The sequence below is a fragment of the Pseudomonas sp. BN606 genome, assembly GCF_029873115.1.
GTDB lineage: Bacteria > Pseudomonadota > Gammaproteobacteria > Pseudomonadales > Pseudomonadaceae > Metapseudomonas.
Map to the genome: position 1 here is coordinate 151996 of NZ_SSOF01000075.1, position 24821 is coordinate 176816.

The 24821-nt window shown below is 63.6% G+C and carries 22 protein-coding genes; 13 read left to right on the top strand and 9 right to left on the bottom strand.

What is annotated here, in order from left to right:
• Positions 1–77 precede the first annotated feature (77 nt).
• Complete coding sequence (locus E8E75_RS17870) at positions 78–866, bottom strand: putative hydro-lyase (RefSeq protein WP_120650822.1); 789 nt, start codon at positions 864–866, stop codon at positions 78–80.
• 185 nt (positions 867–1051) lie between these two features.
• The gene (locus E8E75_RS17875; RefSeq protein ID WP_120650821.1) at positions 1052–2005 is read right to left on the bottom strand and encodes a LysR family transcriptional regulator; all 954 of its coding nucleotides are present in this window, start codon (positions 2003–2005) and stop codon (positions 1052–1054) included.
• Between the two features lie 295 nt (positions 2006–2300).
• Between E8E75_RS17875 and E8E75_RS17880 the strand changes: the two genes are divergently transcribed.
• From E8E75_RS17880 to E8E75_RS17905, 6 genes are all read left to right on the top strand, one after another.
• Positions 2301–3584, top strand: a complete 1284-nt coding sequence (locus E8E75_RS17880) for an MFS transporter (protein WP_120650820.1) — start codon at positions 2301–2303, stop codon at positions 3582–3584.
• 29 nt (positions 3585–3613) lie between these two features.
• Complete coding sequence (locus E8E75_RS17885) at positions 3614–4840, top strand: OprD family porin (protein ID WP_120650819.1); 1227 nt, start codon at positions 3614–3616, stop codon at positions 4838–4840.
• A gap of 26 nt (positions 4841–4866) precedes the next feature.
• Positions 4867–5610, top strand: coding sequence for a 5-oxoprolinase subunit PxpA (locus tag E8E75_RS17890; protein WP_153921792.1), 744 nt, complete (start codon positions 4867–4869; stop codon positions 5608–5610).
• Positions 5607–6320 (top strand): allophanate hydrolase subunit 1, encoded by a 714-nt coding sequence (locus tag E8E75_RS17895; protein WP_120650817.1) that lies wholly within the window; start codon positions 5607–5609, stop codon positions 6318–6320. The genes E8E75_RS17890 and E8E75_RS17895 overlap by 4 nt, the downstream gene beginning before the upstream one ends.
• On the top strand, positions 6317–7234 hold the full coding sequence (locus E8E75_RS17900) for a biotin-dependent carboxyltransferase family protein (protein WP_280359506.1): 918 nt from the start codon (positions 6317–6319) through the stop codon (positions 7232–7234). Before E8E75_RS17895 ends, E8E75_RS17900 begins: the two co-directional genes overlap by 4 nt.
• 178 nt (positions 7235–7412) lie before the next feature.
• Positions 7413–8123, top strand: coding sequence for an rRNA pseudouridine synthase (locus E8E75_RS17905; protein WP_120650815.1), 711 nt, complete (start codon positions 7413–7415; stop codon positions 8121–8123).
• A gap of 112 nt (positions 8124–8235) precedes the next feature.
• On the opposite strand, the gene E8E75_RS17910 is transcribed toward E8E75_RS17905, so the two are convergent.
• A complete protein-coding gene (locus E8E75_RS17910) occupies positions 8236–9156 on the bottom strand; it encodes a LysR substrate-binding domain-containing protein (RefSeq protein ID WP_120650814.1) in 921 nt (306 codons plus the stop codon).
• A gap of 245 nt (positions 9157–9401) precedes the next feature.
• Between E8E75_RS17910 and E8E75_RS17915 the strand changes: the two genes are divergently transcribed.
• The 5 genes from E8E75_RS17915 to E8E75_RS17935 all read left to right on the top strand — a co-directional run bounded on the left by E8E75_RS17915 (position 9402) and on the right by E8E75_RS17935 (position 14854).
• Positions 9402–10523 (top strand): ABC transporter ATP-binding protein, encoded by a 1122-nt coding sequence (locus tag E8E75_RS17915; protein WP_153921786.1) that lies wholly within the window; start codon positions 9402–9404, stop codon positions 10521–10523.
• Between the two features lie 28 nt (positions 10524–10551).
• Positions 10552–11478 carry an ABC transporter permease gene (locus E8E75_RS17920; RefSeq protein ID WP_120650812.1) on the top strand — a complete coding sequence of 309 codons (927 nt, stop codon included), beginning with the start codon at positions 10552–10554 and terminating at the stop codon, positions 11476–11478.
• On the top strand, positions 11475–12284 hold the full coding sequence (locus E8E75_RS17925; RefSeq protein ID WP_280359616.1) for an ABC transporter permease: 810 nt from the start codon (positions 11475–11477) through the stop codon (positions 12282–12284). The genes E8E75_RS17920 and E8E75_RS17925 overlap by 4 nt, the downstream gene beginning before the upstream one ends.
• Positions 12285–12300: 16 nt before the next feature.
• Positions 12301–13335 carry an extracellular solute-binding protein gene (locus tag E8E75_RS17930; RefSeq protein WP_120650810.1) on the top strand — a complete coding sequence of 345 codons (1035 nt, stop codon included), beginning with the start codon at positions 12301–12303 and terminating at the stop codon, positions 13333–13335.
• 64 nt (positions 13336–13399) lie between these two features.
• Positions 13400–14854 carry an amidase gene (locus E8E75_RS17935; protein ID WP_280359508.1) on the top strand — a complete coding sequence of 485 codons (1455 nt, stop codon included), beginning with the start codon at positions 13400–13402 and terminating at the stop codon, positions 14852–14854.
• A 165-nt stretch (positions 14855–15019) separates the two neighbouring features.
• Here E8E75_RS17935 and E8E75_RS17940 read toward each other — a convergent pair whose 3' ends face one another.
• Together E8E75_RS17940 and E8E75_RS17945 are read right to left on the bottom strand one after the other, a co-directional pair.
• A complete protein-coding gene (locus tag E8E75_RS17940; RefSeq protein ID WP_120650808.1) occupies positions 15020–15322 on the bottom strand; it encodes a hypothetical protein in 303 nt (100 codons plus the stop codon).
• Entirely contained in the window at positions 15322–15552 is a 231-nt protein-coding gene (locus E8E75_RS17945) for a hypothetical protein (RefSeq protein ID WP_162945803.1), read from the bottom strand. Before E8E75_RS17945 ends, E8E75_RS17940 begins: the two co-directional genes overlap by 1 nt.
• A 207-nt stretch (positions 15553–15759) precedes the next feature.
• On the opposite strand from E8E75_RS17945, the gene E8E75_RS17950 reads away from it, so the two are divergent.
• Complete coding sequence (locus tag E8E75_RS17950; protein WP_120650807.1) at positions 15760–16899, top strand: carboxylate-amine ligase; 1140 nt, start codon at positions 15760–15762, stop codon at positions 16897–16899.
• 15 nt (positions 16900–16914) lie between these two features.
• On the opposite strand, the gene E8E75_RS17955 is transcribed toward E8E75_RS17950, so the two are convergent.
• Positions 16915–17601: an RES family NAD+ phosphorylase gene (locus E8E75_RS17955; RefSeq protein WP_174235572.1), complete on the bottom strand. Its 687-nt coding sequence runs from the start codon at positions 17599–17601 to the stop codon at positions 16915–16917.
• The gene (locus tag E8E75_RS17960; protein WP_280359509.1) at positions 17601–18002 is read right to left on the bottom strand and encodes an MbcA/ParS/Xre antitoxin family protein; all 402 of its coding nucleotides are present in this window, start codon (positions 18000–18002) and stop codon (positions 17601–17603) included. The genes E8E75_RS17955 and E8E75_RS17960 overlap by 1 nt, the downstream gene beginning before the upstream one ends.
• A 214-nt stretch (positions 18003–18216) precedes the next feature.
• Here E8E75_RS17960 and E8E75_RS17965 point away from each other — a divergent pair, with 214 nt between their 5' ends.
• A complete protein-coding gene (locus E8E75_RS17965) occupies positions 18217–18810 on the top strand; it encodes a TetR/AcrR family transcriptional regulator (RefSeq protein WP_280359510.1) in 594 nt (197 codons plus the stop codon).
• Positions 18811–18989: 179 nt separating this feature from the next.
• Here E8E75_RS17965 and E8E75_RS17970 read toward each other — a convergent pair whose 3' ends face one another.
• Together E8E75_RS17970 and E8E75_RS17975 are read right to left on the bottom strand one after the other, a co-directional pair.
• Complete coding sequence (locus E8E75_RS17970) at positions 18990–19943, bottom strand: diguanylate cyclase (protein ID WP_280359511.1); 954 nt, start codon at positions 19941–19943, stop codon at positions 18990–18992.
• Positions 19924–24804 carry a PAS domain S-box protein gene (locus tag E8E75_RS17975; RefSeq protein ID WP_280359513.1) on the bottom strand — a complete coding sequence of 1627 codons (4881 nt, stop codon included), beginning with the start codon at positions 24802–24804 and terminating at the stop codon, positions 19924–19926. The genes E8E75_RS17970 and E8E75_RS17975 overlap by 20 nt, the downstream gene beginning before the upstream one ends.
• Positions 24805–24821 lie beyond the last annotated feature (17 nt).

Consider the following 24821-nt stretch of genomic DNA (forward strand, 5'->3'; position numbering starts at 1 on the left):
TCCCAGCTCAACTACTCCACCGATGCGGGAGCGAGTTCATTCGCGACTGAAATCGCTCCCGCAAGGAGAGGCGCCCCTCACACCTCGCCGTAGAGCTTGTCGCTCACCAGCATGTGCCCCGGCGCGTGGGTGATGTAGAGCTCGGGCTCGGCCTCGGCGAGCACGGCCTGGGGGGTAACGCCGCAGGCCCAGAACAGCGGGATTTCGTCGGCATGCACCGGCACCGGATCGCCGTAATCCGGGGCGGCGATGTCACGAATGCCGATCAGGGCAGGGTCGCCGATATGCACCGGCGCTCCGTGGGTCATGGGGAAACGCGCCGTGATTTCGATCGCGCGCACGGCATCGGCGGCCTTCATCGGACGCATGGAAACCACCGTCTTGCCCGCCAGTCGTCCCGCCGGGTGAGTGTCGATGGCAGTGCGATACATGGCGACGTTGCGCCCCATCTCGATATGCCGCAGATGGATGCCGCCATCCAGCAGGGCCTGCTCGAAGGAGAAGGAGCAACCGATGGCGAAGGCGACGAAATCCGCCTCCCAGAGTTCGCCGATATCAGTCACTTCCTCGAGCGCACGTCCACGGCGATGCACGCGGTAGCGCGGCACGTCGCTGCGCACGTCGACGTCCACACCAAGCTTCTCGAAATACGGCGAGCCTGGTTCCGTCACGTCAAGCAGCGGGCAGGAGCGCGGATTGAGCACGCAGAAGCGGAGGAATTCGTCCGCCCAGGACTTCTGCAGGATCACGATATTGGCCTGCAGGTGGCGCTGGCCCAAGCCGCTGGTGTGGCCGCTGTAGTCGCCACGGCGGATCAGCCGACGCAGTTCACGAGGGGGAAGTTGGGCGAGTTGCTGCATGGTCATGGGCCTGCTCCGGTTATTGTTCTGGACGCTGTTTTAGAAGCGCGGGAACCGGCTCGTCCAACAAGAATTTTCCGGGACCGGGCATCGGGAAAGTTGAACATCCAGGCTGGAAGAGCCTGAATTTGGCTCCGCACCCTGTCGCATCGCAGGGTAAGCGCGGCGCCCCCTGCCGCGAGACACTCACGTCAGAGGCTGCGCGGGCGCCCTTCTCCCTTTTTCAGTTCGGCCGGGACAAAGCACTCCCTGCCCACGTTCTCGGCATAGTTCGCCACCACTGACTTGCTCACATCGACCACCTGGTCCACCAGTTCCAGGCCGGTGCCGCCGCGCCAGGACACCACCAGCGGCAGGACGGGCGGCATCGGCCCGATGCGCAGGATGGTCAGCTCGCCGCGCTCCAGTTCCTGGGCTACCAGGGCCGGCGGCAAGGCACCGATGCCGAAGCCATCGCGCAGCAGGCGGGTCATGGCCGCCACCGAATTCACGCAGCTCAGGTGTGGCGTCGTCACGCCGTTGGCATGCAGAAGGCCGAGCACATCCTGGTGCGGACGCGAGTGCTTGGAGAAGGTCACGATACGCTCGCGGGCCAGTTCGGCCAGGGAGGCGTAGTCACGGTGGTAAATGGAGCCGGTGGAGACGATCCAGCACAGCGGGTAGGCGCCCAGTTCGAGGTTGAGCACCGACTCGTGGCGCAGCGGGTCGGTCTGGAAAATCAGGTCCAGGTAGCCCTTCTGCAGCTGATCGGAGAGGTTGCGCGCGGTGTCGGCCATCAGCTCGATCTCCACCGCTGGGTACAGCTCGTTCACCTTCGATACCAGCGGGCTAAGCCAGGTGTGGATCACCGTATCCATGGCACCGATGCGGATGCGTCCCTGGGTGGCCGCACTGGTATCGATGGCCTGGCGCAAGGCATGCATGGTGTCCATCATCTGTTCGGCGTACTCCAGCACCTTGTGCCCTTCCGGCGTAAGCGTCACGCCGCGGGAATCGCGCACGAACAGTTTCACGCCCAATTCATCCTCCAGCACGGCGATACGGCTGGAGATGGACGCCTGGGTGCTGAACAGCTTTTCGGCGGTCAGGCGAAAGCTTTTCAGGCGGGCGACCCAGACGAAGGTTTCAAGGAACTTCAGGTTCATGGCGATTACCGGCAAGCAATGAGTCAAACGCAGCAAGGGCGAAAAGATACAGTAGATTCAAGCACTTCCTGTGCCAGGCCGTCTTCGGAACGACGAACGCCGTCTGCGCACAGCGCGTGCATCTTCGATCCTGGCACCACTGATCGGGTATCGGAATTTCTTATCCCCGGCGGCCGCTTTAATTAGTTGGACGGTCCACCAACCCCGGCACAAGAATCCGCCCACAGGCTGCGGGCGTCGACTCCGCATCCGCCGAATGCTCATACAACGCCAAGAACAGCGATCGGAGAACCCCATGGAAAAACACGCGACCCACGCGGGCGGCCTGGACATCGACCAGGGCGGCCATTTCGGCTGGTACCGGGCCCTCAGCAAGCAGGAACGACGGACCTTCTGGAGCTGCAAGATAGGCTACGGCCTGGACGGCATGGACACCCAGATGCTCAGCTTTGTCATTCCTACGCTGATCGCCATCTGGGGTATCACCACCGGTGAAGCCGGCCTCATCCACACCCTCACCCTCCTCGCCTCCGCCGCCGGTGGCTGGGTTGCCGGCATCCTCTCCGACCGCATCGGCCGCGTGCTGACCCTGCAACTGACGGTGCTCTGGTTCGCCTTCTTCACCTTCCTCTGCGGCCTCGCGCAGAGCTATGAACAACTGCTGATCGCCCGCACCCTGATGGGCTTCGGTTTCGGCGGCGAGTGGACTGCCGGTGCAGTGCTGATCGGCGAAGTCATCAAGGCCAAGGACCGTGGCAAGGCCGTGGGCCTGGTGCAATCCGGCTGGGCCCTCGGCTGGGGCATGACCGCCCTGCTGTATGCCCTGATGTTCAGCATCCTCGCGCCGGAAGACGCCTGGCGCGCCCTGTTCATGCTGGGCCTGCTGCCGGCGATCTTCGTCATCGTCGTCCGTCGCCTGGTGAAAGAGCCGGAAATCTACAAGGAAGCCCGCAAGCACAACCAGGGCGCCGAGAAGGTCAATTTCTACGAGATCTTCGCCCCCGGCATGCTCAGCATCACCCTGCGCGCCTCGCTGCTGACCACCGGAGCCCTAGGCGGCTACTACGCCATCACGTCCTGGCTGCCGACCTTCCTCAAGGCCGAGCGCGGCCTGACCGTACTGGGCACCGGCGGCTACCTGGCGATGGTGATCTTCGGCTCCTACGTGGGCTATGTCATCAGTGCCTTCCTCACTGACCTCATCGGCCGCAAGAAGAACTTCATCCTCTTCGCCGTCGGCTCCTTCATCGTGGTGCTGCTCTACACCCAGCTACCGGTCAGCAATGCCGCCATGCTCTGGCTGGGCTTCCCCCTGGGCTTCTTCGCCTCGGGCATCTTCAGCGGCATGGGTTCCTTCCTCACCGAGCTGTTCCCCACCCGCATCCGGGGTTCGGGCCAGGGCTTCTGCTACAACATCGGCCGCGCCGTCGCCGCGCTCTTCCCGATGCTGATCGGTATCCTCAGCCAGCACGTCTCGCTGGGCGTGGGCATCGGCGGGTTCGCCGCCGTGTCCTACGGGGTGGTCATCCTCGCGGCACTCAGCCTGCCGGAAACACGCGGCAAGCAACTGGAAATCTGACCGAGCCCCATCCCACCCAGGATTCCCCCATGCACCCGAACACCCGTCTGGCTGCCGTGCTGATAGCCGGCAGCGGACTGGGCTGGCCCCTGCTCGCCCAGTCGGAACTGCTTGAAGACAGCCACGCCAGCCTGGAGCTGCGCAATTTCTACTTCAGCCGCGACTTCCGCCAGAGCGGCGCCCGCGACAAGGCCGAAGAATGGGCCCAGGGCTTCCTGCTGCGCCTGGAATCGGGCTACACCGAAGGCACCATCGGCGTTGGCGCCGATGCCATCGGCCTGCTCGGGGTCAAGTTGGACTCCGGCGACGGCACCGCCGGCACCGGCCTGCTGCCGGCCGACCAATCCGGCGGCTCCCAGGACGACTATTCCAAGCTCGGCCTGACCGGCAAGCTGAAGGTATCCAACAGCGTACTCAAGGCTGGCGCGTTGCACTTCAAGAGTCCCATCGTTTCAGCCAACGACTCGCGCCTGCTACCGCAACTGTTCCGTGGCGCGCTGCTCAACGTGCAGGAGATCGACAACCTGACCCTGCAGGGCGGCCGTCTCGACCGCATCAAGCTGAACAGCTCCAGCGACTACCAGGAGTTCAGCGCCAACCGCATCGGTGGCCAGAGCGACGCCTTCAACTTCGGCGGCGGCGACTATCGCGTCAGCCCGGCGCTGACCGCGAGCCTGCACTACGGACAGCTGGAAGACATCTACCGCCAGACCTTTGCCGGGCTGGTGCACACCCTCGCCCTGGGCGAACAGCTGTCGCTCAAGAGCGACCTGCGCTACGCCCTGTCCCGCGAGGACGGCAACTTCCGCGACCTGGACAACAAGGCCAGCGGCGCCCTCTTCACTCTCAAGGCTGGCAGCCATGCCCTGGGGGCTGGCTACCAGCGCATGTCGGGAGATGACCCCTTCCCCTACATCGCCGGCAGCGACCCGTACCTGGTGAACTTCGTGCAGATCGGAGACTTCGCCAATGCCGGCGAACGCTCCTGGCAACTGCGCTACGACTACGACTTCGCCGCCCTTGGCGTGCCCGGCCTGACCTTCATGAGCCGCTATATCGCTGGCGATCACGTCCAGCGCGCCACTGGCAACGACGGTGAGGAGTGGGAACGCAACACCGACATCGCCTACGTGATCCAGAGCGGCCCGCTGAAGAACCTCGGACTGAAATGGCGCAACGCCACGGTGCGCTCCAACTTCGCCAATGACCTCGATGAGAACCGCCTGATCCTCAGCTACAGCCTGGCGCTGTGGTAGGACGAGACCTGCCTGGAGAACAGACCATGAGCAGACTGCTGCTGAATTGCGATATCGGTGAAAGCTTCGGAGCCTGGACCATGGGCCTGGATGCCGAAGTCATGCCGCTGATCGACTGCGCCAACATCGCCTGCGGCTTCCACGCCGGCGACCCCGGCACCATGCGCCGCACCATCGCACTGGCGGTTAAGCACCGGGTAAGCATCGGTGCCCATCCCGGCTATCCGGACCTGGTGGGCTTCGGGCGCCGCTCCCTGGCCTGCTCGCCAGCCGAAGTGGAAGACCTGATGCTCTACCAGATCGGCGCCCTCGACGGCCTGTGCCGCGCCCAGGGTGCCCGCGTCAGCTACGTGAAGCCCCATGGTGCGCTGTACCAGGACATGATGCGCGACCCGGCCATCCTCGCCGCCGTGATGCGCGCCGTGGCGGCCTACGACGCGCAACTGCCACTGATGCTCATGAGCACCCGCGACAACGACGCTGCCCAGGCCATCGGCGATGAGCATGGAGTGGAACTCTGGTTCGAAGCTTTCGCCGACCGGGCCTACGACGGCAACGGCTACCTGGTGTCGCGCAGCCTGCCCGGTGCGGTACACCACGACCCGGAGCAGGTGGTGGCCCAGGCCATCACCCTCGCCCGTGGCGACTCCCTGCGCGCCAGCGATGGCAGCGACCTGCCGCTGAAGGCCCACACCCTCTGCGTTCACGGCGACAACCCCGGCTCGATCGCCGCGGTCAAACGCATACGTGAAGCACTGGAGGCCCAATGACCACGCCGCTCCTGCGCATCGAAGTCGCCTCCATCGACGCCTTCATCCTGCGCCTGTTCGACCGCATCGACGAAGCCAACATGCCGTGGATGCTGGCAGCCGGCATTCGCCTGCGTGAAACCTTCGGCGCCGCGCTGGTAGATCTGGTGCCCTCCTACACCACCCTGCTGCTGCACTACGACCTCCAGCAACTGGACCCGCGCCAGGCCCGTGAACTGATTGCCGGTGCCCTCGCCGACCTCTGCCCGGAAACCCGTGCCAGCGGCCGCAGCCATGTCATCCCCACGTGGTATGACCCGAGCGTGGGCCCGGACCTTGAGCCGCTGGCCCAGCGCAAGCACCTGAGCGTGGCTGAGTTGGTGCAGCGGCACAGCCAGCGCGAGTACCAGGTATTCGCCCTCGGCTTCACCCCCGGTTTCGCCTTCATGGGTCTGGTGGAGGAAGCGCTCGCCGCGCCACGACTGACCACGCCACGCAAGCGCATCGCCCCCGGCAGCGTCGGCATCGCCGAACGGCAGACTGCGGTCTACCCGGTGGAAAGCCCCGGCGGCTGGAACCTGCTGGGACGCACGCCGGTGCGCCTGTTCGACCTGGAGCTTCCCGGCTACAGCCTGCTGCAGGCTGGCGACCGAGTGCGCTTCGAGCCCGTCGACCGTGCCGAATTCATCCGCCTGGGCGGCGACGACACCCCGCTGGAGACCCTGCCATGAGCCTCGTGATCGACCGCAGCACGCCCTTCATCCTGCTCCAGGACCGGGGCCGTTTCGGCTGCCGTCACCTGGGCGTTACCCAGGGCGGCGCGCTGGACTGGGTATCCATGGGCTGGGCAAACTGGCTGCTGAGCAATCAGCTGGATGCAGCAGTTGTGGAGGTCGGCCTTGGCGCCTTCAGCCTCACCTGCCAGCGGGACGGCAACCTGGCCATCGCCGGTGCCGACCAGGGCGCCACGCTCGACGGCCAGCCACTGCCCGCCTGGGGCGCCTTCAAGGTACGCAGCGGCCAGCGCCTGGCTTTTGCCCATCCTCGCCAGGGTGCTCGCGCCTACCTTGCAGCACCGGGCGGCTTCCAGGGCGAGCGGCAACTGGGCAGCCTGTCCACGGTGGCTCGTGAAGAGCTGGGCGGCCTGAACGCGAATGGCAAGGCCCTGGCCGTGGGTGACCAACTCCATTGGCAGGGCGAGACTCCACAAGTGCGCAACATGCCGCGCGCGCAGATACCAGACTTCAGCGCAGCAGCCCGCCTGGAGCTGATCCTGGGCGCGCAGATCGGCGACTTTTCCGGGCAGAGCCTGTTCGACGCCTTCAACAGCCAGTGGACAGTGGACACCCGCGCCGACCGCATGGGCGTGCGCCTGCTCGGGCCGAAACTGGAATGCAGGACCCAGTCGATGATTTCCGAAGGCATCGCCCTGGGCGCCGTGCAGGTTCCACCGGACGGCCAGCCCATCGCCCTGCTCAACGACCGCCAGACCATCGGCGGCTACCCCCGTCTCGGCGCCCTCACTCCGCTGGCCGTGTCACGCCTGGCGCAATGCCTGCCCGGTGCCGCACTGCACTTCGTGCCTACGGTGCAGGAAGCCGCCCATCAGGAACATCGCAAGGCGTTGGCCGGGTGGTGGAGCTGAGCGCTCCTTCGGTGGGGGCGAATTCATTCGCCAAGCAGGCCGCAGACCTGCCCCACCGACCGGGAATGGGCTGCTACGCAGCCCTTGGCGATTGAAATCGCCCCTACAGGCAGGAAGCCCACAGGAAAGCCGCCAAAGGGTTTACCATTGCGCCCTTTCCCCTCCACTGGCAGTTCCCATGACCGACCCCATCCGCCTGTCCAAATGCATCGTCGAACTCACCGGCTGCTCCCGCCGGGAGGCCGAACTTTATATCGAGGGTGGCTGGGTCACCGTCGATGGCGAGGTGGTGGAACAGCCGCAATTCAAGGTAGAGGGTCAGACAGTCGCCCTGCTCCCTGGCGCTACGCCTGAGCCACAGGAGCCAGTGACACTGCTGATGAACCAACCCGCCGGCCTTTCCTTCGAAGCCGCTCAGCGCGTGCTCACCGCTGAAAGCCGCTGGTCGGAAGATCGCGCCAGCGTACGCCTGCTGCGTAGCCACTTCGCCCGCCTGACCACCACCCTGCCGTTGCAGCCGGGCGCCAGTGGCCTGCTGGTACTGACCCAGGACTGGCGCGCCTTGCGCAAGCTCAACGAAGACGCCGCGAAACTGGAACAGGAGTATGTGGTCGAGGTGTCCGGCACCATGGCCGACAACGGTCTGGACAAGCTCAAGCGCGGCATCCGCATCAAAGGCGGCGAATTGCCCCCGGTGAAGGCCAGCTGGCAGAACGAGACCAACCTGCGCTTCGCCCTGAAGAACCCGAAGCAGGGACTGATTGCGGCCTATTGCGCAGCCGTTGGCCTGAAGGTAGTTGGCATGAAGCGCATCCGCATTGGCGGCGTGCCCATGGGCAAGGTGCCGGTGGGACAGTGGCGCTATCTGGGGCAAGCCGAGAAGTTCTGAGGCCGTCTGAGCCTTTTGTTGTAGAGGCGAATTCATTGGCCAAGGGACACGCAGTGTCCCCCTCTGGCCCTGCATGGCATCCCTTCGGGTTGCTTGGCGATTGAAATCGCCCCTACAACGATTTCACCCCTGCATCCCCCTCGAACGCCTCCGGAAACTCTTCCCGCAAGACCATCGAGATCCATTCGCTGAACCACTCCACATCCGCCGACACCGGCCCCGGTGGGGTCAGCAGCTGGTAGCTCTCCAGCGGCACATCCACATCGACGGCCTTTACCAGCAGGCCATTCTCCAGTTCACGACGCACCAGCACTTCATTGGCCAGGGCAATCCCACGCCCGCCCTCGGCCAGTGACAACACGTAGTCGTTGCTGACGTAGAGCACATCCGCACTCACCTGCACGTCGACGCCGACACGGGCGAACCAGAGGTTCCACCATTCGCTGTCGTAGTGGATGAGATCGAGGCGGGCGAGCGCCTCAGCACCTTCGATCGGTCCGGTGCGGGCCAGGTATTCCGGTGAGCACACAGGAAAAACCCTTGGCTGCATGAGGATGGTGCGGGCACCGCTGTAGTCCCCCGGCATGCCATAGACGATGCCCAGGTCAGCGCTCTTGCCATCGACTTCGGTGAAGGTGGAATTGGGCTCGATAACGATCTTCAGCCCCGGCCGCATGCGACTGACGGCCTCCAGTTTGGGGGTCAGCCAACGCTTGGCGAAGGCTGGCACAGCGAGGATCTTCAGCCAGCGCACGGTGCCCTTCTTCGACACCTCGTCACCGGCATCGGCGATCTGCGCCAAGGCGGCACTGATGCACGCATAGTACTGACGCCCAGCCGGCGTGAGCTCGACGCCACGCGGAGTGCGGTCGAACAGCCGCACACCGAGCCACTCTTCCAGCAGCTTCACATGGCGACCGATGGCGGGCTGGGTGACATGCAGGGCCTTCGATGCAGCGACATAGCTGCCCAACTGAGCGGCAGCCTCGAAGGCGCGCACGGCGTTGAGGGGTGGCAAACGGCGAATGGGCATGGACGCGAAGGCACCTTCAAGTTGTTAGTTTTTTTAATAGCACATGTAAGAAAATTGAGCTTTATAGGCCGCATCCCCTGCCAGATGATCGGTCCCGAGGCACGAAGAACAACAACCTCGCCCGATCAACTCCCTGTTGCCCCGGCACTGCCGGGACTGCCTAGAACAACAATCGAAAGCCCGAGGCCCGGGACGTCCGCCAGCATACGCGGCCGCCCGAACCACAGGGAACAGGAGAAGTAGTGATGAATGCTGTGCATGTCCCGTTGCCTGCGGCGGCGGTCTCGGTTCGTTCGGTACGCAAGGTGTACGGCGACCCGCAGAACGGGCCGGTAGCCCTGAAGAGCGTGGATCTGGATATCCGCGACAACGAGTTCTTCACCCTCCTCGGCCCCTCCGGCTGCGGCAAGACCACATTGCTGCGGATGATCGCCGGGTTCGAGTTCCCCAGCGCTGGGGAAATCCTCCTCTATGGCGAGAACATCGCCGACCTGCCGCCATTCCAACGGCCCGTCAACACTGTGTTCCAGCACTACGCCCTGTTCCCCCACATGACCATTTCCGAGAACCTCGCCTTTGGCCTGGAGTCCCACCCCATGGGCAAGCGCATGAACCGCACCCAGGTGGCCGAGCGGGTCCGCGAGATGCTCGCGATGGTGCAGATGGAACGCTTCGCCGAGCGCCGTCCCAGCCAGCTCTCCGGCGGCCAGCAACAGCGTGTGGCCCTGGCCCGCGCCCTGGCGCCGCATCCCAAGGTCCTGCTACTGGACGAGCCGCTCTCAGCCCTCGATCTCAAGCTGCGCCAGGCCATGCGCGAGGAACTGAAGAGCATCCAGGCGCGCACCGGCATTACCTTCATCTTCGTCACCCACGACCAGGAAGAAGCCCTGGCGATGTCCGACCGCATCGCCGTGCTCTCCGAAGGCCAGGTCCAGCAGGTCGGACGCCCGGACGAGATCTACGAGCAACCACGCAATCGCTTCGTGGCGGACTTCATTGGCGAGACCAATTTCATCGAGGCACGGCTGCTGCAGGAAGACGGTAACCAGGCGATCTACCAGGGGCCGGGCGGCAAGCCGTTCCGCGCGGCCGCCCGTGAAGGCGTCAGGCCTGGTCAGGACGTCTGCCTGTCGATTCGCCCGGAACGCCTGCATCTGGTAGAGCCGGCCCAGGGCGGCGCCATTCCCTGCCGTGTCGACAACCAGATCTACCTCGGCACCGACCTGCACTACCACGTCAGCCTCGGTGATGGCAGCCGCCTGACCGTGCGTACGCCGAACCGTGGTGGCCAGGGCCAGCGCTTCCGCCCTGGCGAAGCCGCCGCCCTGCTGCTCGACCCGGACAGCGCCAGCGTGCTGCTGGATTGAACCCGCCACCTGCCAACGGTCAACTGCCATGAATCCGACATCCCTTGCGTCCGGTGCCCTGCTTGCGCGCCGCCAGGCCATGCAGAGCTTCCTCGGCGTGTCACCCGCCCTGGTTGCCATCGGCCTGTTCCTGATCCTGCCGATCCTGATAGTGGTCGCCTATTCGCTGATGGAGGCCAACCCCTACGGCGGCGTCAATCGCGTCTTCAGCACCGAGTCCTATCTGTCGCTGCTCTTCGAGCGCCAACTGGACGACAGCCTCGCCTTCGCCGACTCCTACCTGGTGATCGCCCTGCGCTCGGTGGGTATCGCCGCAGCCACAACCCTAGTCACCCTGCTGGTTGGTTTCCCAGTGGCGGTCTGGCTGTCGATGCAGCCGCCCCATCGCCGTGGTTTGCTGATCTTCCTGATCACCGTGCCCTTCTGGGCCAACCTGCTCATTCGTACCTACGCCTGGATCCTGCTACTGCGTGGCAGCGGCGTGATCAACACCAGCCTGATGGGCCTGGGGCTGATCGACCAGCCGCTGGAGCTGCTCTACACCGACGGCGCAGTGTTGCTGGGGCTGGTCTACACCTATGCGCCCTTCGTGGTGCTGCCCATCTACGCCTGTCTCGAAAAAATGGACATGCGCCTGCTGGAGGCCGCCCAAGACCTCTACGCCGGCCGCGTGCGCACCCTGCGCAAGGTCGTCCTGCCCATCGCCAAGCCGGGCATCCTCGCTGGCGCCATCCTCACCTTCGTGCCCTGCCTCGGCGCCATGATTGCCCCGGAACTGCTGGGCGGTGGGACGAAGATGATGCTCGGCAACCTGATCTTCCGGCAGTTCAGCGACGCCCGTAACTGGCCCTTCGGCGCAGCCCTGTCGCTGGTGTTGATGGCCGCGGTGATGCTGGTCCTGACCGTTTATGCGCTGCGTGCCGAACGCCAGCGCGCCGCTCGTGGAGGTGTCTGATGTTGCGCCTGTTCGGCAAGGCCCGCCTGGGCGTGCAGGATTTCCCCGGTTTCGGCGGATTCAGCTTCCTGTTCTATCTCTACCTCTACGCTCCGATCCTGGTGCTGGTGATCTTCTCCTTCAACGCCAACCAGTCGGCCACCATCTGGACCGGATTCAGCCTCGACTGGTACCGAGCCGCCTTCGCCAACCAGGCGCTGCGCCAGGCCGCCGGCAATAGCCTGCTGATCGCCGTGTGCGCCAGCCTGGCGGCCACGGCCATCGCCACCCTGGCGGCGCTGGGCACCTCGCGGGGCGCGAAGTTCAAGGGCATGCGCCTGTCCATCGGAGCCATTATGCTGCCGCTGGTTTTGCCGGAGATCGTGGTCGGCGTCGCCACCCTGGCGCTGTTCTCGACCCTCGGCCTATCGCTGGGCTACGGCAACCTGATCATCGCCCACACGGTGTTCTGCATCCCCTTCGCCTACCTGCCGATCCGTGCCCGCCTGGACGACATGGACCTCTCTTTGGAACAGGCTGCCGCCGACCTCTATGCCGGCCAGTGGCGAACCTTCCGCAAGGTCACCCTGCCCTTGCTGATGCCGGGGATCGTCTCGGGGCTGATGCTGGCCTTCATCGTCTCGCTGGATAACTTCGTGATTTCGATGATGGTCTCCCAGGCCGGCACCACTACGCTTCCGATCTTCATCTTCGGCCTGCTGCGGATGGGCGTGACGCCCGATGTGAACGCCGTTTCCACCTTGATCCTCGGGGTCTCCGTGCTGTTCGTGACCCTGTCCTACCTGCTCGGCAAGAAGAAACACTGAACCGGAGAGCCAACCCATGAATACAGTGATGAAAACCCTGGCCGCCGGCCTGGCGCTTGGCCTGAGCCTGTCTGCCCAGGCGGATGGCCAACTCAATGTGGTGAGCTGGAGCGGCTACTTCTCGCCGCAGATCCTCGAGAAGTTCCAGAAGGAAACCGGCATCAAGGTCACGGTTGACTCATACGACTCCAACGAAACCCTGCTGGCCAAACTCAAGCAGGGCGGCACCGGCTACGACGTGGCCATCCCCTCCCACCAGTTCATTCCGATCCTGGTGCAGGAGAACCTGCTAGAACGCTTCGACCCGGCACAACAGCCCTACTATGCCGGTCTCGTCGACAACCTGAAGAAACCGACCTGGGACCCTGAGGGCGCCTACTCGGTGCCCTTCATCTGGGGCACCACCAGCGTCGTGGTGGACACCAGCATCTACAAGGGTCCGACCGACAGCCTGGCGTTGCTGTTCCAGCCGCCAGCCGAACTGCAGGGCAAGATCAACATGTTCGACTCGGCCAGCGAAGTGATCGATGCCGCCAGCGTCTACCTCGACATCCCCCTGTGCAGCGAAGACCCCAAGCAGATGCAGCAGGTGCTGAACCTGTTGAAGGCGCAGAAGCCCTTTGTGAAGACCTACAGCTCGAAGGCCGGCTCCATCCGCGAGAACCTGGCCTCGGGAGAGATCGACATGTCGTTGTTCTGGGGCGGCTCGTCCATGCGTGCCCGCGAAATGAAGCCGAGCCTGCACTACCTCTATCCGAAGGAAGGCGTGATGGCCTGGGTGGACAACCTGGTGATTCCCAAGGGGGCGCGCAATCCGGATAACGCGAAGCGCTTCATCGCCTTCCTCAGCCAGCCGGAAAACGCCGCGCTGACGCAGAACTTCCTCAAGCACCAGAGCCCGGTCAAGGGCGTGGAGCCCTATCTGGATGCCAGCCTGAAGGATGCCCCGGAGCTGCATATCCCCGACGGCACCAAGGTGCTCTTCAGCAAGACCTGCGGCGCCGGCGCCATCCGCCTGGCCGACCGCGTCTGGACCAACCTGATGCGCTGACCCGCCCGGCCCCGTCCAAGCGGACGGGGCTTCCCGCAACCCGCCGTTTGCCCAAGGCAGGAACATGAGCAAGAACGAACCCATCAGTGAGCTGGTGCAACTGCCGGCCCACCAGCTTTCCCTGCACATCCGCCAGCGCCAGGTGTCCTGCCGCGAGGTGATGAAGGATTACCTGGCCCATATCGAACGCTTCAATCAGCACGTGAACGCCCTGGTCAGCCTGCAACCGGCCGAGCAACTGCTCGCCGAAGCCGACCAGCGTGACGCGGAACTCACCAGAGGTGAGTACAAGGGCTGGATGCACGGTCTACCCCATGCAGTGAAGGATCTTTCACTGACCCGAGGCATACGCACGACCCTCGGCTCACCGTTGTACCGCAACCATTTTCCCGAACGCGACGGCATCATGGTCGAACGCCTGAAGGCCGCTGGCGCAATCATCATTGGCAAGAGCAACACACCGGAATTCGGCCTCGGCTCGCAGACTTACAACCCGTTGTTCGGCGCCACCGGCTGCGCCTACGACCCGAGCCGCACCGCGGGTGGTAGCAGCGGTGGCGCGGCGGCAGCCCTGGCCATGCGCCTGGTGCCGGTGGCCGACGGCAGCGACATGATGGGTTCGCTGCGCAACCCGGCGGCCTTCAACAACATCATCGGTTTTCGCCCGTCCCAGGGACGGGTGCCTTTCGATGATGCCGCCGACCTGTTCTTCGACCAGCTCGGCTACGAAGGCCCAATGGGCCGCAACACCCGTGATGTCGCCCTGCTCCTGTCGGTACAGGCCGGTGGCGATGCACGCGCGCCGCTGTCCATCGCCGAAGGCGGCCAGGACTTCGCCGGCGCCCTGCAGCGGGATTTCAAGGGTGCCCGCCTCGGCTGGCTGGGCGACTTCGACGGTTACCTGCCCATGGAACGCGGTGTACTTGAGCTGTGCCGCACAGCCTTCAAGGACTTCGAATCCGTCGGTTGCAGCATCGACGATGCCCGGCCCGAGTACGCCATGCCCCAGCTCTGGGACACCTGGCGCACCCTGCGGCATTGGCAGGTGGCCAGTTCGCTAGGTGGACACTATGCCGACCTGGCCAGGCGCGAGCAGCTCAAGCCGGAAGCGATCTGGGAAGTGGAGAACGGCCTCGGGCTCTCGGCCATGGACGTGTCCCGCGCCTCTGCGGCACGCACCGATTGGTACCGCGCCATCTGCCAGTTGTTCGAACGTTACGACTACCTGCTATTGCCCAGCGCCCAGGTGTTCCCGTTCGACAAGACCCAGCACTGGCCGAAGGAGATTGCAGGCCGAGCCATGGACACCTACCACCGATGGATGGAAGTGGTGATCCCCGCCACCCTCTCCGGCTGCCCGGTGGCCAACGTTCCGGTGGGCTTCGACAGCCGCGGCCTGCCCATGGGGCTGCAGATCATTGGCCCGCCCAGGGCGGACCTCGCCGTGCTGCAACTGGCCCATGCCTATGAACAGGCCAGCGCCTGGACCCGGCATGTGCCAGGGTGTCTGGTGGTTTGAGCAGTAACGACCGACCTTTTGGACCCGCCCCCACGGGAAGGCACTCGTCCTTGCAGGAGCGAATTCATTCGCGATCTACCACGCACCGGCCTGCAAGCCTGACAGGCAAACCTTCAGCCCGCTTCGCGGCTGAAGTCGCTCCTACAGGGGATCATGCGCAGTCGGCTACAACTGCACCCGCGCCTGCTGCCCCTGGGCGCTGCGGTTGTCCTGCTGGGGGCGCTGCCCGGACGAGGCAGTCCGTTCAGCGGGGTTGGCGCTCAGGCGCTGGAACTCGAACACCGGCATTTTCACCGGTTTGCTCTTCGCGACTTCGATGCCCGGTCCACGGCCGGAATACTGGCCGTAGACACCCAGCATGAAAACACCGATCACCATGAAGATGGCGACACGCTCGACCACCTTGGGGTTCTTGCCGGAAGGCTGGTGCAGGACCTGCAGCTTCGGCGACTGGGATTGGTGCTTCATCAGTCTTCCAGGACCCGGTCCATCAGCTCCAGTCCCAGCCGCTGGGTACTGGTCTCATCCTTCAACTCACGCTGGCTGATGCCGGCCACCTTGGTTCGCGGTATCGCAAGATGCTGGTTGCGCAGAGTGATGGAGTAGCTGCCATCGGGCTCCCACAAGCATTCGAACTGAAACGTGACGCTCATCTTGTTCAAGGTGTCCTCAACCTGGCGAAGCATCAAATTATTCATTCTCAGTCCTCCCCACCAATCGAGTGGCCGGACTGAAAAACCTAGCAGGGAAACTCACCACGTAAATGTCTTCGGTCGGTTTTTTCTTCGGAAAGCATCCCTCGCCCCGATGACACTCCCATTGCAGAGCCTTTGCTGACAAACGGTCCTTGAAACCTCGGCCAGCCGGTACGTCACTTTGCATTAGGCAAGATTGAGGCGGCCGGCATGCCTAAAGATCCGCTCGCACCCGGATTCGGCGTCGAGGAAACATTCTTTCTGGTGGACAAGCGCAGCCGCAATCTGCCGTCGCAGCTACCCGACGGTTTCCTGCAGGCGGCCAGCAATGCGTTCAAGGAAGGTTTCAGCCAGGAGATGTTCCAGAGCCTGATTCGGCTGGACATGGTGCAACCCAGCCTGCTTGAAATTGCCGAAGCACGCGCCTGCCTGCTGGAACGCCGCACGCGTCTCGCGAGCCTCGCCGGGGAATTTCAGCTGGCGCCCATCTGCGCCGGCTCCCATCCGTTCGCCGACTGGCACGTGCAGGTGCCATCAGACGACTCGCACTACCAACCGCTCTTCGAAGACCAGCGAATGATTGCCCACCGCAGTCTGGTCTGTGGCATGCGCGTGCATGTGCTGGTCCCGCCGGACATCGACCGCATCCGGGTGATGAACCGGGTGCTCGGCTGGCTCCCGCTACTTCTCGCCCTGAGCACTTCATCACCCCTGTGGAACGGCCGACCGACCGGTTTGATGAGCTATCGCCAGGCTGTCTGCGCCGAGTGGCCGCACAAGGGCATTCCCGAGCACTTCCCGGACGAACCTGCCTTCGATGCCTACGTGCAGTGGCTGATGGCTTCGGGATCGATACGCCGCGAAAGCGACCTGGCCTGGTGTGTGCGCCCATCGCCGCGCTTCCCCAGCCTGGAGCTCATGGCGGCGGATGCCTGCCCCTCGGTGGAAGATGCGCTGTGCATCGTCGCCCTGTTCCGCGCGCTGGTGAGCTGGGCCATGGCCCAGGACGACGGCGACCCGCAGGATTCCCAGCTGCAACGCCTGGTACTCAAGGAAAACTACTGGCGTGCCATGCGCTTCGGCATCCACGGCATGTACCTGGATGCCTCGGGCGAGGCCAGCCTCTCCGCCGGTGCCTGGCTGGCGAGGGCCCATGGCTGCTTCGGTGCGTTGGCCGAGTCCGAGGGAGATAGCCAGGCGTTCGTGCGCGGCCGGCATGTGCTGCGCTACGGCAGCAGCGCGGACCGTCAGCTGCTGCGTTACCGCGAGGCCTTGCAGGCCGGCCTGCCTCGCCAGCAGGCGCTGGTGGCGGTCGTGGACGAACTCATCGCGGAAACCTCCGGCGGGTGATCTCGGGGGAAGCGGTCAGCCGACGGGGCTCATCTTCATCACGCAGGAAAAGCTCTGCGTGCGGCCATCCCAGATGTAGCGGAAGTGCGCTCCCTGTACCGGAAGCGTCAGTGCTGGCGGACGGAAAGCCGCCACGCACTCATGCCCCCGCAGGCGCACGCTGTTGTACAGCAAGCCCCACTTGCCCTCGTTGCGGTGCAGCCCGGCGAAGACCTGGCTGGTGGCGTAGCTCGCCGGGTCGGGATCGTGCAGTTCCGTGCGGTCACGTACATCGAGCATCGGCTGGACCACCTTGTTGACGTAGGCACGCAGGGTGACCTCTATGCTCTCCTCCTGGGTGGCACGCCAGAAGCGTTCCTGGTGGTAGCGGGTCTCGGCGATGGCGGCGTCGATCGAGCTGGCGCAGTAATAGACACCGAAGCTGCCATCAGTGAAGCGACTGCTGCGGCCGATATGGGTGAACACGGCCATGACCACTGTGGCGCCAGTGCCGCTGACACGGTCCTTTGCGGCGACACGGGAAATCTCCCCGACCTGGTCGCGCAGGCGGTCGTTGGTCATCGCCTCGATGGCGAAGGCCAACTCGAGGTCAGCAGGATCGAGAGTGTCTTCGAATACGGATATCGGCGGGAAGGCGCTGTTGACCAGGCGATAGGCCTTGTTCCAGTCAGGAATCCGTTCCACCAGCAACTCCTGGGTCATCAGCCGCGCACTCCATCGAGGTAACGACGCACATCGGCAACATCCACCACCTGACCGCCAAGCATGTACTCCAGGGCACTACGGCCGTTGAAGGGTGCGGCGCTGTTGGGCTTGTGCACCCACTCGTAGGCTCGCGCCTCCTGGTTGCTGAAGAGGATGCGCAGGGACTTGTGGATGCCCATCAGGTAGGAGATGCGCTCCAGCGTGTCGTGGGGCAGGCGCACACTGGGCAGCTTCTTGTAGCTGAAGTAGGTGGTGTTACCGATGGAGCCCAGCAGCGTGCGCTGCTGTTCCTTGGTGCAACCCCACTTGTCCATCAGGTTGAAGAAGAACTTCAGGGCCACACGGCCGGCTTCGCCGCTCTGAAGGTCCGGAATGACATGGCCGGCGGGAATGCTCATGGCGTCTCCTGGGAGATTTGCTATGGCTTCAACTCTACTCCTGATCCGAATTATTTCAAGCATTCAGTTCTGATACGTAGTAAGGCCTGGCCTCGTTTGCGGGCCCACAGCCGATCAATGGAAAAAAACGCCAAGGTACTGGAGCGCTTTCGACCTAGGCCCTGCCGCATGCGCTGGATAGAGTGCCGGGGCACGCCATTCGAGGGCCAACACCATGCTCGACGCCACGACCACCCGCCCCTCCCGCTATCTGGAAAACCGTCACCTGGCATTGGCTCTGTTCGCCGAGCAAGGCTACGGCCAGGTGAGCATGCGCGACCTGGCGGCACAGCTGGGAATCAAGGCAGGCTCCATCTACTACCATGTGGAAAGCAAGGAAGCGCTGCTGTTCGAGTTCATCGAAGAACTCTACGAGCAGTTGCTGGACAATGCCGCCCTGGCCACCCGACGACACCGCGACCCGGCCGCGTGCCTGGCCGCGCTGATCGATGCCCACCTCGCCCTGCATCAGCCCATGGGCCTGCACTTTCGCCTCGCCGAACTGGAAGCCCGCTGCCTATCCGGCGAGCGCCTGGAACAGGCCCGCACACTGCGCCAGGCCTATGAAGCCGCCCTGCTGGAACCCTTGCAGCAACTGGCCGGCCACCCGTTGGATGCCGCCGGACGCGGTGCCGTAGCCAGCATCGTGTCACTGCTCAACCAGTTGCCTGCCTGGCTGGACGCCAGCGGCCTGCCGGCTGAACAAGGGCTGGAGTTGATGAAGCGGATGGTACTGGGCAGCGTGCGCGGTGCCATGCGCCTGCCCTGAGGCGGTAGCGCCGTCGGGGTTCTACCCCGTTAACACGGACACTTTCGAGTAAGCTCACACAAAGCTGAAGGAGTGTTCATGAAGCGCAAGAAATACAGCCCCGAATTCAAGCGGGCAGCCATCGAACTGGTCCGTCGTTCAGGGGCGAGTTGCCGACAGGTGGCCTTGGCGGAGAGCCTTCAGAGCACCGGCTCGCCCAAGCTGAACCGTGCGCGACCGTCCTCTTTCGCCTTGTAAAGTGCCTTGTCCGCCAGGGACACAAGCTGGGTCGGATCCTGGCCAATCACAGGCATGAGGCTGACAACGCCCTGGGAAATCGTGACGCTGTCCGCTACCGCTGATTGGGCATGGGGGATCTGCATGTCCCTGACACTCGCTGCCAGCTGCGTCGCGACAGTGGCGGCACCATTGAGATTGGTGCCTGGCAGGATGCAGATGAATTCCTCACCACCATAACGAGCGACCATGTCGAATGGCCGCCTGATCGCATTTTCGAGTGCCGCGGCCACCCTGCGCAGGCACTCGTCGCCCATCAGATGCCCGTAGTGGTCGTTGAACCGTTTGAAGTAGTCGATATCGATCAGGATCAGTCCCAGCCATCCAGCATCACGGCAAGACTGGTTCCAGGCCGCAGCTAGCCGCTGGTCGAACGCACGACGATTGGGAATCCCCGTGAGGCCATCCAGCGTCGCCAGGTTTCGGAGCCGGTCGCTCTGCAGCTTGAGGGTCAGGTGTGTCTTCACCCGGGCACGGGCGATTCCCGGATGGAACGGCTTGCCGATATAGTCGACAGCCCCCATCTCGAGCCCCCTTGCCTCATCTTCCTCCTCTCCCATGGCGCTGACGAAGATGATCGAAATATCCGCGGTAATCGGGTTGGTCTTCAACCGGCGGCAAACTTCATAGCCATCGATACCGGGCATGACCACATCGAGCAGGACCAGGTCTGGATGCAGCCTCTCGGCCAACTCGATCGCCTGTTCCCCATCCGTGGCCATGTAGATCTCGTGGTCAAAGCGGAATAACTCGCTCAATGCGCGAATATTGAGCGGCTGGTCATCCACCAGCAACAGCCTGGGCTTTACCCTTGATGCATAGGCCCCCTTTTCCATCTCAAGCCCCTTCCAACGCATTTATGAGTTTCTCGCTCAACACCCTGGCAGCACGAAAATCCAGGGATTCGACAGCCCGCCGCAGATCGTCGTAGACCTCCCTGCAGCGGGCTGGAACCGTGGCTTCGAGGGCTTCGGTCCGTTCGATGGCCAGGAGATTGCCGCTGGCGAGCAGCTCCTGCAACTGTTTGAGGGTGCGCTGCCAGTCGTTCCCGTTGACGACCTCCACAATCTCGCTCTGCGCCTGATCGCCAGAAGCCGCGAAGAGCGCCTTTAGTTCAGCATCGCTACGAGCCAGCAGTCCTCCCAGTTCCAGCAGCCAGCCGGTGTCGGCCATGAACGCCTGCGCCCCGGTCTCATCGGCTTTTTTGAGCTCCTGCTCCAGCGCCGCCGCGCGGGCAGAGAGACCACTGGCGCCCATGGTTCCAGCGCTTCCCTTGAGCGTATGCAGTTGCATCAGCACGCCCCGTGTGTCGGCAGCCTTCGCCATTTGCTCCAGACGGGCCATTTGATTACTCATATCCCCGGCGAAGTTGCCCAACACACGCCGCAACAGCACTAGATTTCCACCAAATCTCCTGAGCACGCCTTCAGCTGACTCAATCTCCGTTGCGTGTGCAGTACCTTCAGAAGCGGGGGCGGCCTGCCCCCCACACAGCGACTGCCTCAACACGGTCACCAGTCTTTCCAGGTCCACGGGCTTGCCCACATGTTCATTCATCCCAGCAGCCAGGCACGCCTCACGCTCGGAAGTCGAGGCATTGGCGGTCATGGCAATAATGGGCAACGTCTTGTGAAGCGGGCTCTGGCGGATCAGGCGAGTAGCTTCCAGGCCATCCATATCGGGCATCTGGATATCCATCAGCACGGCATCGAATCGCTGCGTCCCTAGCAAGACGGCATCGACCCCCTGATGGCCGCCTTCAGCCAGGGAAACGTCGGCCCCCTCACCTTGCAGCAGTTCCTGGGCCACTTGTCGATTGAGCGCGTTATCTTCGACCACCAATAGCTTCATACCCCCTAGGCGACCTTCCGCGCGAATTGGTGCGCCTTCAGACAGTACCTGTTGCCCGGTCACGACACTGCGCAAAGTGGCGGCAAGTTGTTGCGGCGTGACAGGTTTGGTCAGGAACGCGGCGAAGGGAGCCCGGCCATCCTGCTGGATGTCCGCAAGCACCTCGCGACCGTATGCCGTGATCATCACCACAAGGGGCGGCAGCGCATCACCCGCCGCCTCTCGCAGCATGTAAGCAGCGGCCAGTCCGTCGACATCGGGCATGCGCCAGTCCATCAGGACGACGTCAAATGGGCGACCTTCCGCGGCAGCAGAGGCCACGCGCGACAACGCTTCACGCCCGCCGCACGCCTGGTCCGCTTCCCAGCCCAGCTCGGTGGCGGTCCGGGCCAGTAGCTCGCGGGCAGCCACGTTGTCGTCCACCACCAGGACGCGCAAGTCCAGGTCACTCGCCGGGTCCGTGGGCAAGGAATCGACGCTTTCCACCACGCCCAATTCCACTTCGAACCAGAATCGGCTGCCTTCGCCCAACCGACTTTCCACCTGCAAGGTCCCGCCCATGAGCTCGACCAGCCGTTTGCAGATCACCAGGCCCAGGCCGGTTCCGCCGTAGCGTCGGCTGATGGACGTTTCTGCCTGGTTGAAACCTTCGAAGATACGCCCGAGCTGTTCTTCGCTGATGCCGATACCGGTATCGCTGACCGAAACCCGCAGCTTAATCCGCGCGCCCCGGCGAGCGAGTTCGCGCAGGCTTACCGTGACCTGCCCCCGTTCGGTGAACTTCAACGCATTGCCCGCCAGATTGATGAGGATCTGTTGCAGGCGCAGGCTGTCCCCCATCAGGACCTTGGGCAACGATGCATCCAGGTCGAATAGCACTTCGACATCCTTCCCGCCCTGGTTGCCCCCCAACACCACTGCCAGGTCTGTCATCAGCCCCTCCAGCTCGAACGCATGAAGGTCGAGCTGCAGCTTGCCTGCCTCGATCTTGGAATAGTCGAGAATGTCGTTGAGCAAGCCCAGCAGGGATTTTGCCGCACCGTGGGCCTTGCGGATGTAATCGAGCTGGCGAGTACTCAACTCGGTGGACTGAACCAGGTGCAGCATGCCGAGCACGGCGTTCATGGGAGTACGGATCTCATGGCTCATGTTGGCCAGGAAGGCACTCTTGGCGGCGCTGGCCGCGTCGGCCTGTTCCTTGGCGAAGAACAGGCGCGACTGCAGTTCATGCTCCTCCGTGATATCGCGGTTAATGCCCGTGACTTTCTGACGTCCGGTATCGGAAGCGCGTTCGATCCGCGCAGCCGCCTGCACGTAACGCACTTCGCCGCTGGGCAGCGTCAGTCGGAACATTGTCTCAAAGGCGCCGCGACCGTCTACCAGCCCCTGGAGTCGCTCGACGCTGTCGGCGGCATCGTCAGAGTGCAAACGCTCCAGCCAATGCTGGTAATTCAGCCCACTGTCCCTGAGAGATAGCGGTTGTTCGTAGATTTCGAACATCCGGTCGTTCCATTGCAGGCAATCATCATCGGGTGTCCAGGACCAGACCCCGAGCTTCGCCACATCGGAGGCCAGGGCCAACTGGTCACGGGCAGAAGCGATAGCGTCGCGCTGCCGGCGCTGCTCGGAAATGTCGAAGAGCACGCCCACCACCATGGGCTGCCCGCCTATTTGCATGGCGCCCAGGCTGATCTCCACCGGGAAGACGCTGCCGTCCTTGCGATGGGCTTCCACCTCGCGATTGATGCCAACTTCCCCGGCGGCGTCTCGGTCATGGAAAGCATCGAGATACTGGTCGTGGTCGCGGCTGAAAGACTCCGGCATCAGGATGCGTACGTTCTGCCCGATGAGTTCGTCGGGCTGGTAACCGAAGACCTTTTCCGTGGCGTGATTGCAGGATTGAATGACGCCGCTCTGGTCGATGCTGATGATAGGGTTGACCGCGGTATCCAGAATGGTGCGTGTCACCGCCAGGCTGTCAGCCAGCCTCTGCTCTGCCTCCTTGCGCTGACTGGTGTCGATGGCAATGCCGAGATAACCGGCCAGTTTTCCATCGGAGTCACGCATTGCAGTCGCGACCAGGGTAACGCTGAAGTGCGTGCCGTCCTTGCGTATGTAGGTCCACTCCCTCGCCTCTGCCCCTTCCAGTTCAGGCTTATGGACGAAGACGCGGAAGCCTTCGATCTTCTCGCCGTACTCCTGACTCAGCTCCTTGCCGCGCTGCTCAACCTCCTCCAGCACGTGGAGAATGTTGGGCGTCCGAACACCGATCATCTCATCGGCACGGTAGCCCAGCAGTTGCTCCGCTCCGCTGTTGAAAACGGTGATGATGCCGTTCAGGTCAGTGGCGATGATGGACACCTGTGACGCGGAGTTCAGCACATTGCCCAGCAGCAGATTGAGTTCGCGCAGCTCCGCTGTACGTTCGGCGACCTGATGTTCCAAGCCGGCATTGAGTTCCAGGATCCGGGCCTCAGCCTGCTTCTGCAGGGAAATGTCGCGCACGGTCTTGGAGGCACCGATCACCGCGCCGCTCTCGTCACAGATCGGTGAGACGGTCACAGAAACGTCCAGCTGCCGGCCATCCTTGTGCATGCGGCGAGTTTCGAAGTGCTCGATGCGCTCGCCCCGCCCCGTGCTCTTGAGCAGCGCCCTTTCTTCTTCAGCGAGGTCAAGGGGCAGGATGAGTCCCGCCAGGGGCCGACCAATCACCTCGTCGCTGTTGAAACCAAATATCTTTTCAGCGCCACGGTTCCAGGCGGTCACAATGCCGTCCAGGTTCTGGCCGATGATGCCGTCATTGGAGTTCTCGACGATGGCCGCGAGCTTGGCCTGCTCCGACAGCACATCGGCGCGACGCCTGCGGCTGACGCCCAGGACCCCGACCAGGGTGGAGAGCAGCAGGGTAAGCAGTCCCCCGACGCCGAAAGCAGTTCGGGGCGAGATCTGATTCAACTCACGGGCGAAACGGGGATAGGCCACCAGTTCAATGTTCCAGCGCCGCCCGAATACATCTTGGGAAACGTGGGTGCGCATCAGCGCCACGTCACTGCTATCAACCTGCTGACGTTCGTAGAACTGAACTGGCGCGTTAGGCTCGGTCACGTCACGGAGCAGCAGTCTGACGCCCTCGGACGGCAGCGGCAGGCCAGTGAGCACTTCCTCGATCGACAGCGGGGCATAGCTCCAGCCGAAACTCTGCGACAGCCGATCTGCCTCGGATGCCGGTGTGACCACCGTCCGGTAGATGGGCATCAGGAAGAGAAACGACTGAAGTGGCTTTCCGGTCGCCTGGACCAAGGTAATGGGGCCAGTTAGACGCGCCTCTCCGGTGCGGATAGCCGCTTCGGCGGCCGCCCGCCGATTTTGCTCTGAGGCAATATCCAGCCCGACTGCGGCCAGGTTGCGCTCCACGGGCTCAATGTACTGGATGACGAAGCGTTCACCATCATGGGGCGTCAACTGGCGAATGGAGAAATCCGGCGTGCCATCGGCCCGCGCCCGTTCCAGGAACGCTGCCTCTTCCACAGCAGGAACGCGCCGAATGAAGCCAAATCCGCGAGCCCCGGGAAACTCGCTCTCCACGTTACGCGTCCGGCCGTAGGTGTGGAACAGACTGCGGGTAATCTGGTCTTCGCCAACTACCTGTATGGCACCCCGCGCACCACGCAGACCGAACTGGTAGATGTGCATGCGGTTGGTCACGGCCTGGCTGGTGCGCTCGACCGCCCTGGTCAGAGCAGCCTCTGTCTGTGCGCGGTTATGCGCCTGCAACCAGTCAGTGACCAGGGACGTGACGGCTATTCCGGCCACAAAGGTTGCTGTGACGGCCGTACTCGGAATGAGATCCAGGAAACGCTTTTTCAAATGGCCCCCATGGCAGG

Coding starts and splice junctions, on each gene's coding strand:
- E8E75_RS17930 (WP_120650810.1), top strand. CDS start 12,301: ATGAATACAGTGATGAAAACCCTGGCCGCCGGCCTGGCGCTTGGCCTG.
- E8E75_RS17880 (WP_120650820.1), top strand. CDS start 2,301: ATGGAAAAACACGCGACCCACGCGGGCGGCCTGGACATCGACCAGGGC.
- E8E75_RS17885 (WP_120650819.1), top strand. CDS start 3,614: ATGCACCCGAACACCCGTCTGGCTGCCGTGCTGATAGCCGGCAGCGGA.
- E8E75_RS17905 (WP_120650815.1), top strand. CDS start 7,413: ATGACCGACCCCATCCGCCTGTCCAAATGCATCGTCGAACTCACCGGC.
- E8E75_RS17950 (WP_120650807.1), top strand. CDS start 15,760: ATGCCTAAAGATCCGCTCGCACCCGGATTCGGCGTCGAGGAAACATTC.
- E8E75_RS17890 (WP_153921792.1), top strand. CDS start 4,867: ATGAGCAGACTGCTGCTGAATTGCGATATCGGTGAAAGCTTCGGAGCC.
- E8E75_RS17960 (WP_280359509.1), bottom strand. CDS start 18,002: ATGAGCATTCCCGCCGGCCATGTCATTCCGGACCTTCAGAGCGGCGAA.
- E8E75_RS17940 (WP_120650808.1), bottom strand. CDS start 15,322: ATGAAGCACCAATCCCAGTCGCCGAAGCTGCAGGTCCTGCACCAGCCT.
- E8E75_RS17910 (WP_120650814.1), bottom strand. CDS start 9,156: ATGCCCATTCGCCGTTTGCCACCCCTCAACGCCGTGCGCGCCTTCGAG.
- E8E75_RS17955 (WP_174235572.1), bottom strand. CDS start 17,601: ATGACCCAGGAGTTGCTGGTGGAACGGATTCCTGACTGGAACAAGGCC.
- E8E75_RS17895 (WP_120650817.1), top strand. CDS start 5,607: ATGACCACGCCGCTCCTGCGCATCGAAGTCGCCTCCATCGACGCCTTC.
- E8E75_RS17870 (WP_120650822.1), bottom strand. CDS start 866: ATGACCATGCAGCAACTCGCCCAACTTCCCCCTCGTGAACTGCGTCGG.
- E8E75_RS17915 (WP_153921786.1), top strand. CDS start 9,402: ATGAATGCTGTGCATGTCCCGTTGCCTGCGGCGGCGGTCTCGGTTCGT.
- E8E75_RS17875 (WP_120650821.1), bottom strand. CDS start 2,005: ATGAACCTGAAGTTCCTTGAAACCTTCGTCTGGGTCGCCCGCCTGAAA.
- E8E75_RS17900 (WP_280359506.1), top strand. CDS start 6,317: ATGAGCCTCGTGATCGACCGCAGCACGCCCTTCATCCTGCTCCAGGAC.
- E8E75_RS17935 (WP_280359508.1), top strand. CDS start 13,400: ATGAGCAAGAACGAACCCATCAGTGAGCTGGTGCAACTGCCGGCCCAC.
- E8E75_RS17970 (WP_280359511.1), bottom strand. CDS start 19,943: ATGCGTTGGAAGGGGCTTGAGATGGAAAAGGGGGCCTATGCATCAAGG.
- E8E75_RS17945 (WP_162945803.1), bottom strand. CDS start 15,552: ATGAATAATTTGATGCTTCGCCAGGTTGAGGACACCTTGAACAAGATG.
- E8E75_RS17920 (WP_120650812.1), top strand. CDS start 10,552: ATGAATCCGACATCCCTTGCGTCCGGTGCCCTGCTTGCGCGCCGCCAG.
- E8E75_RS17965 (WP_280359510.1), top strand. CDS start 18,217: ATGCTCGACGCCACGACCACCCGCCCCTCCCGCTATCTGGAAAACCGT.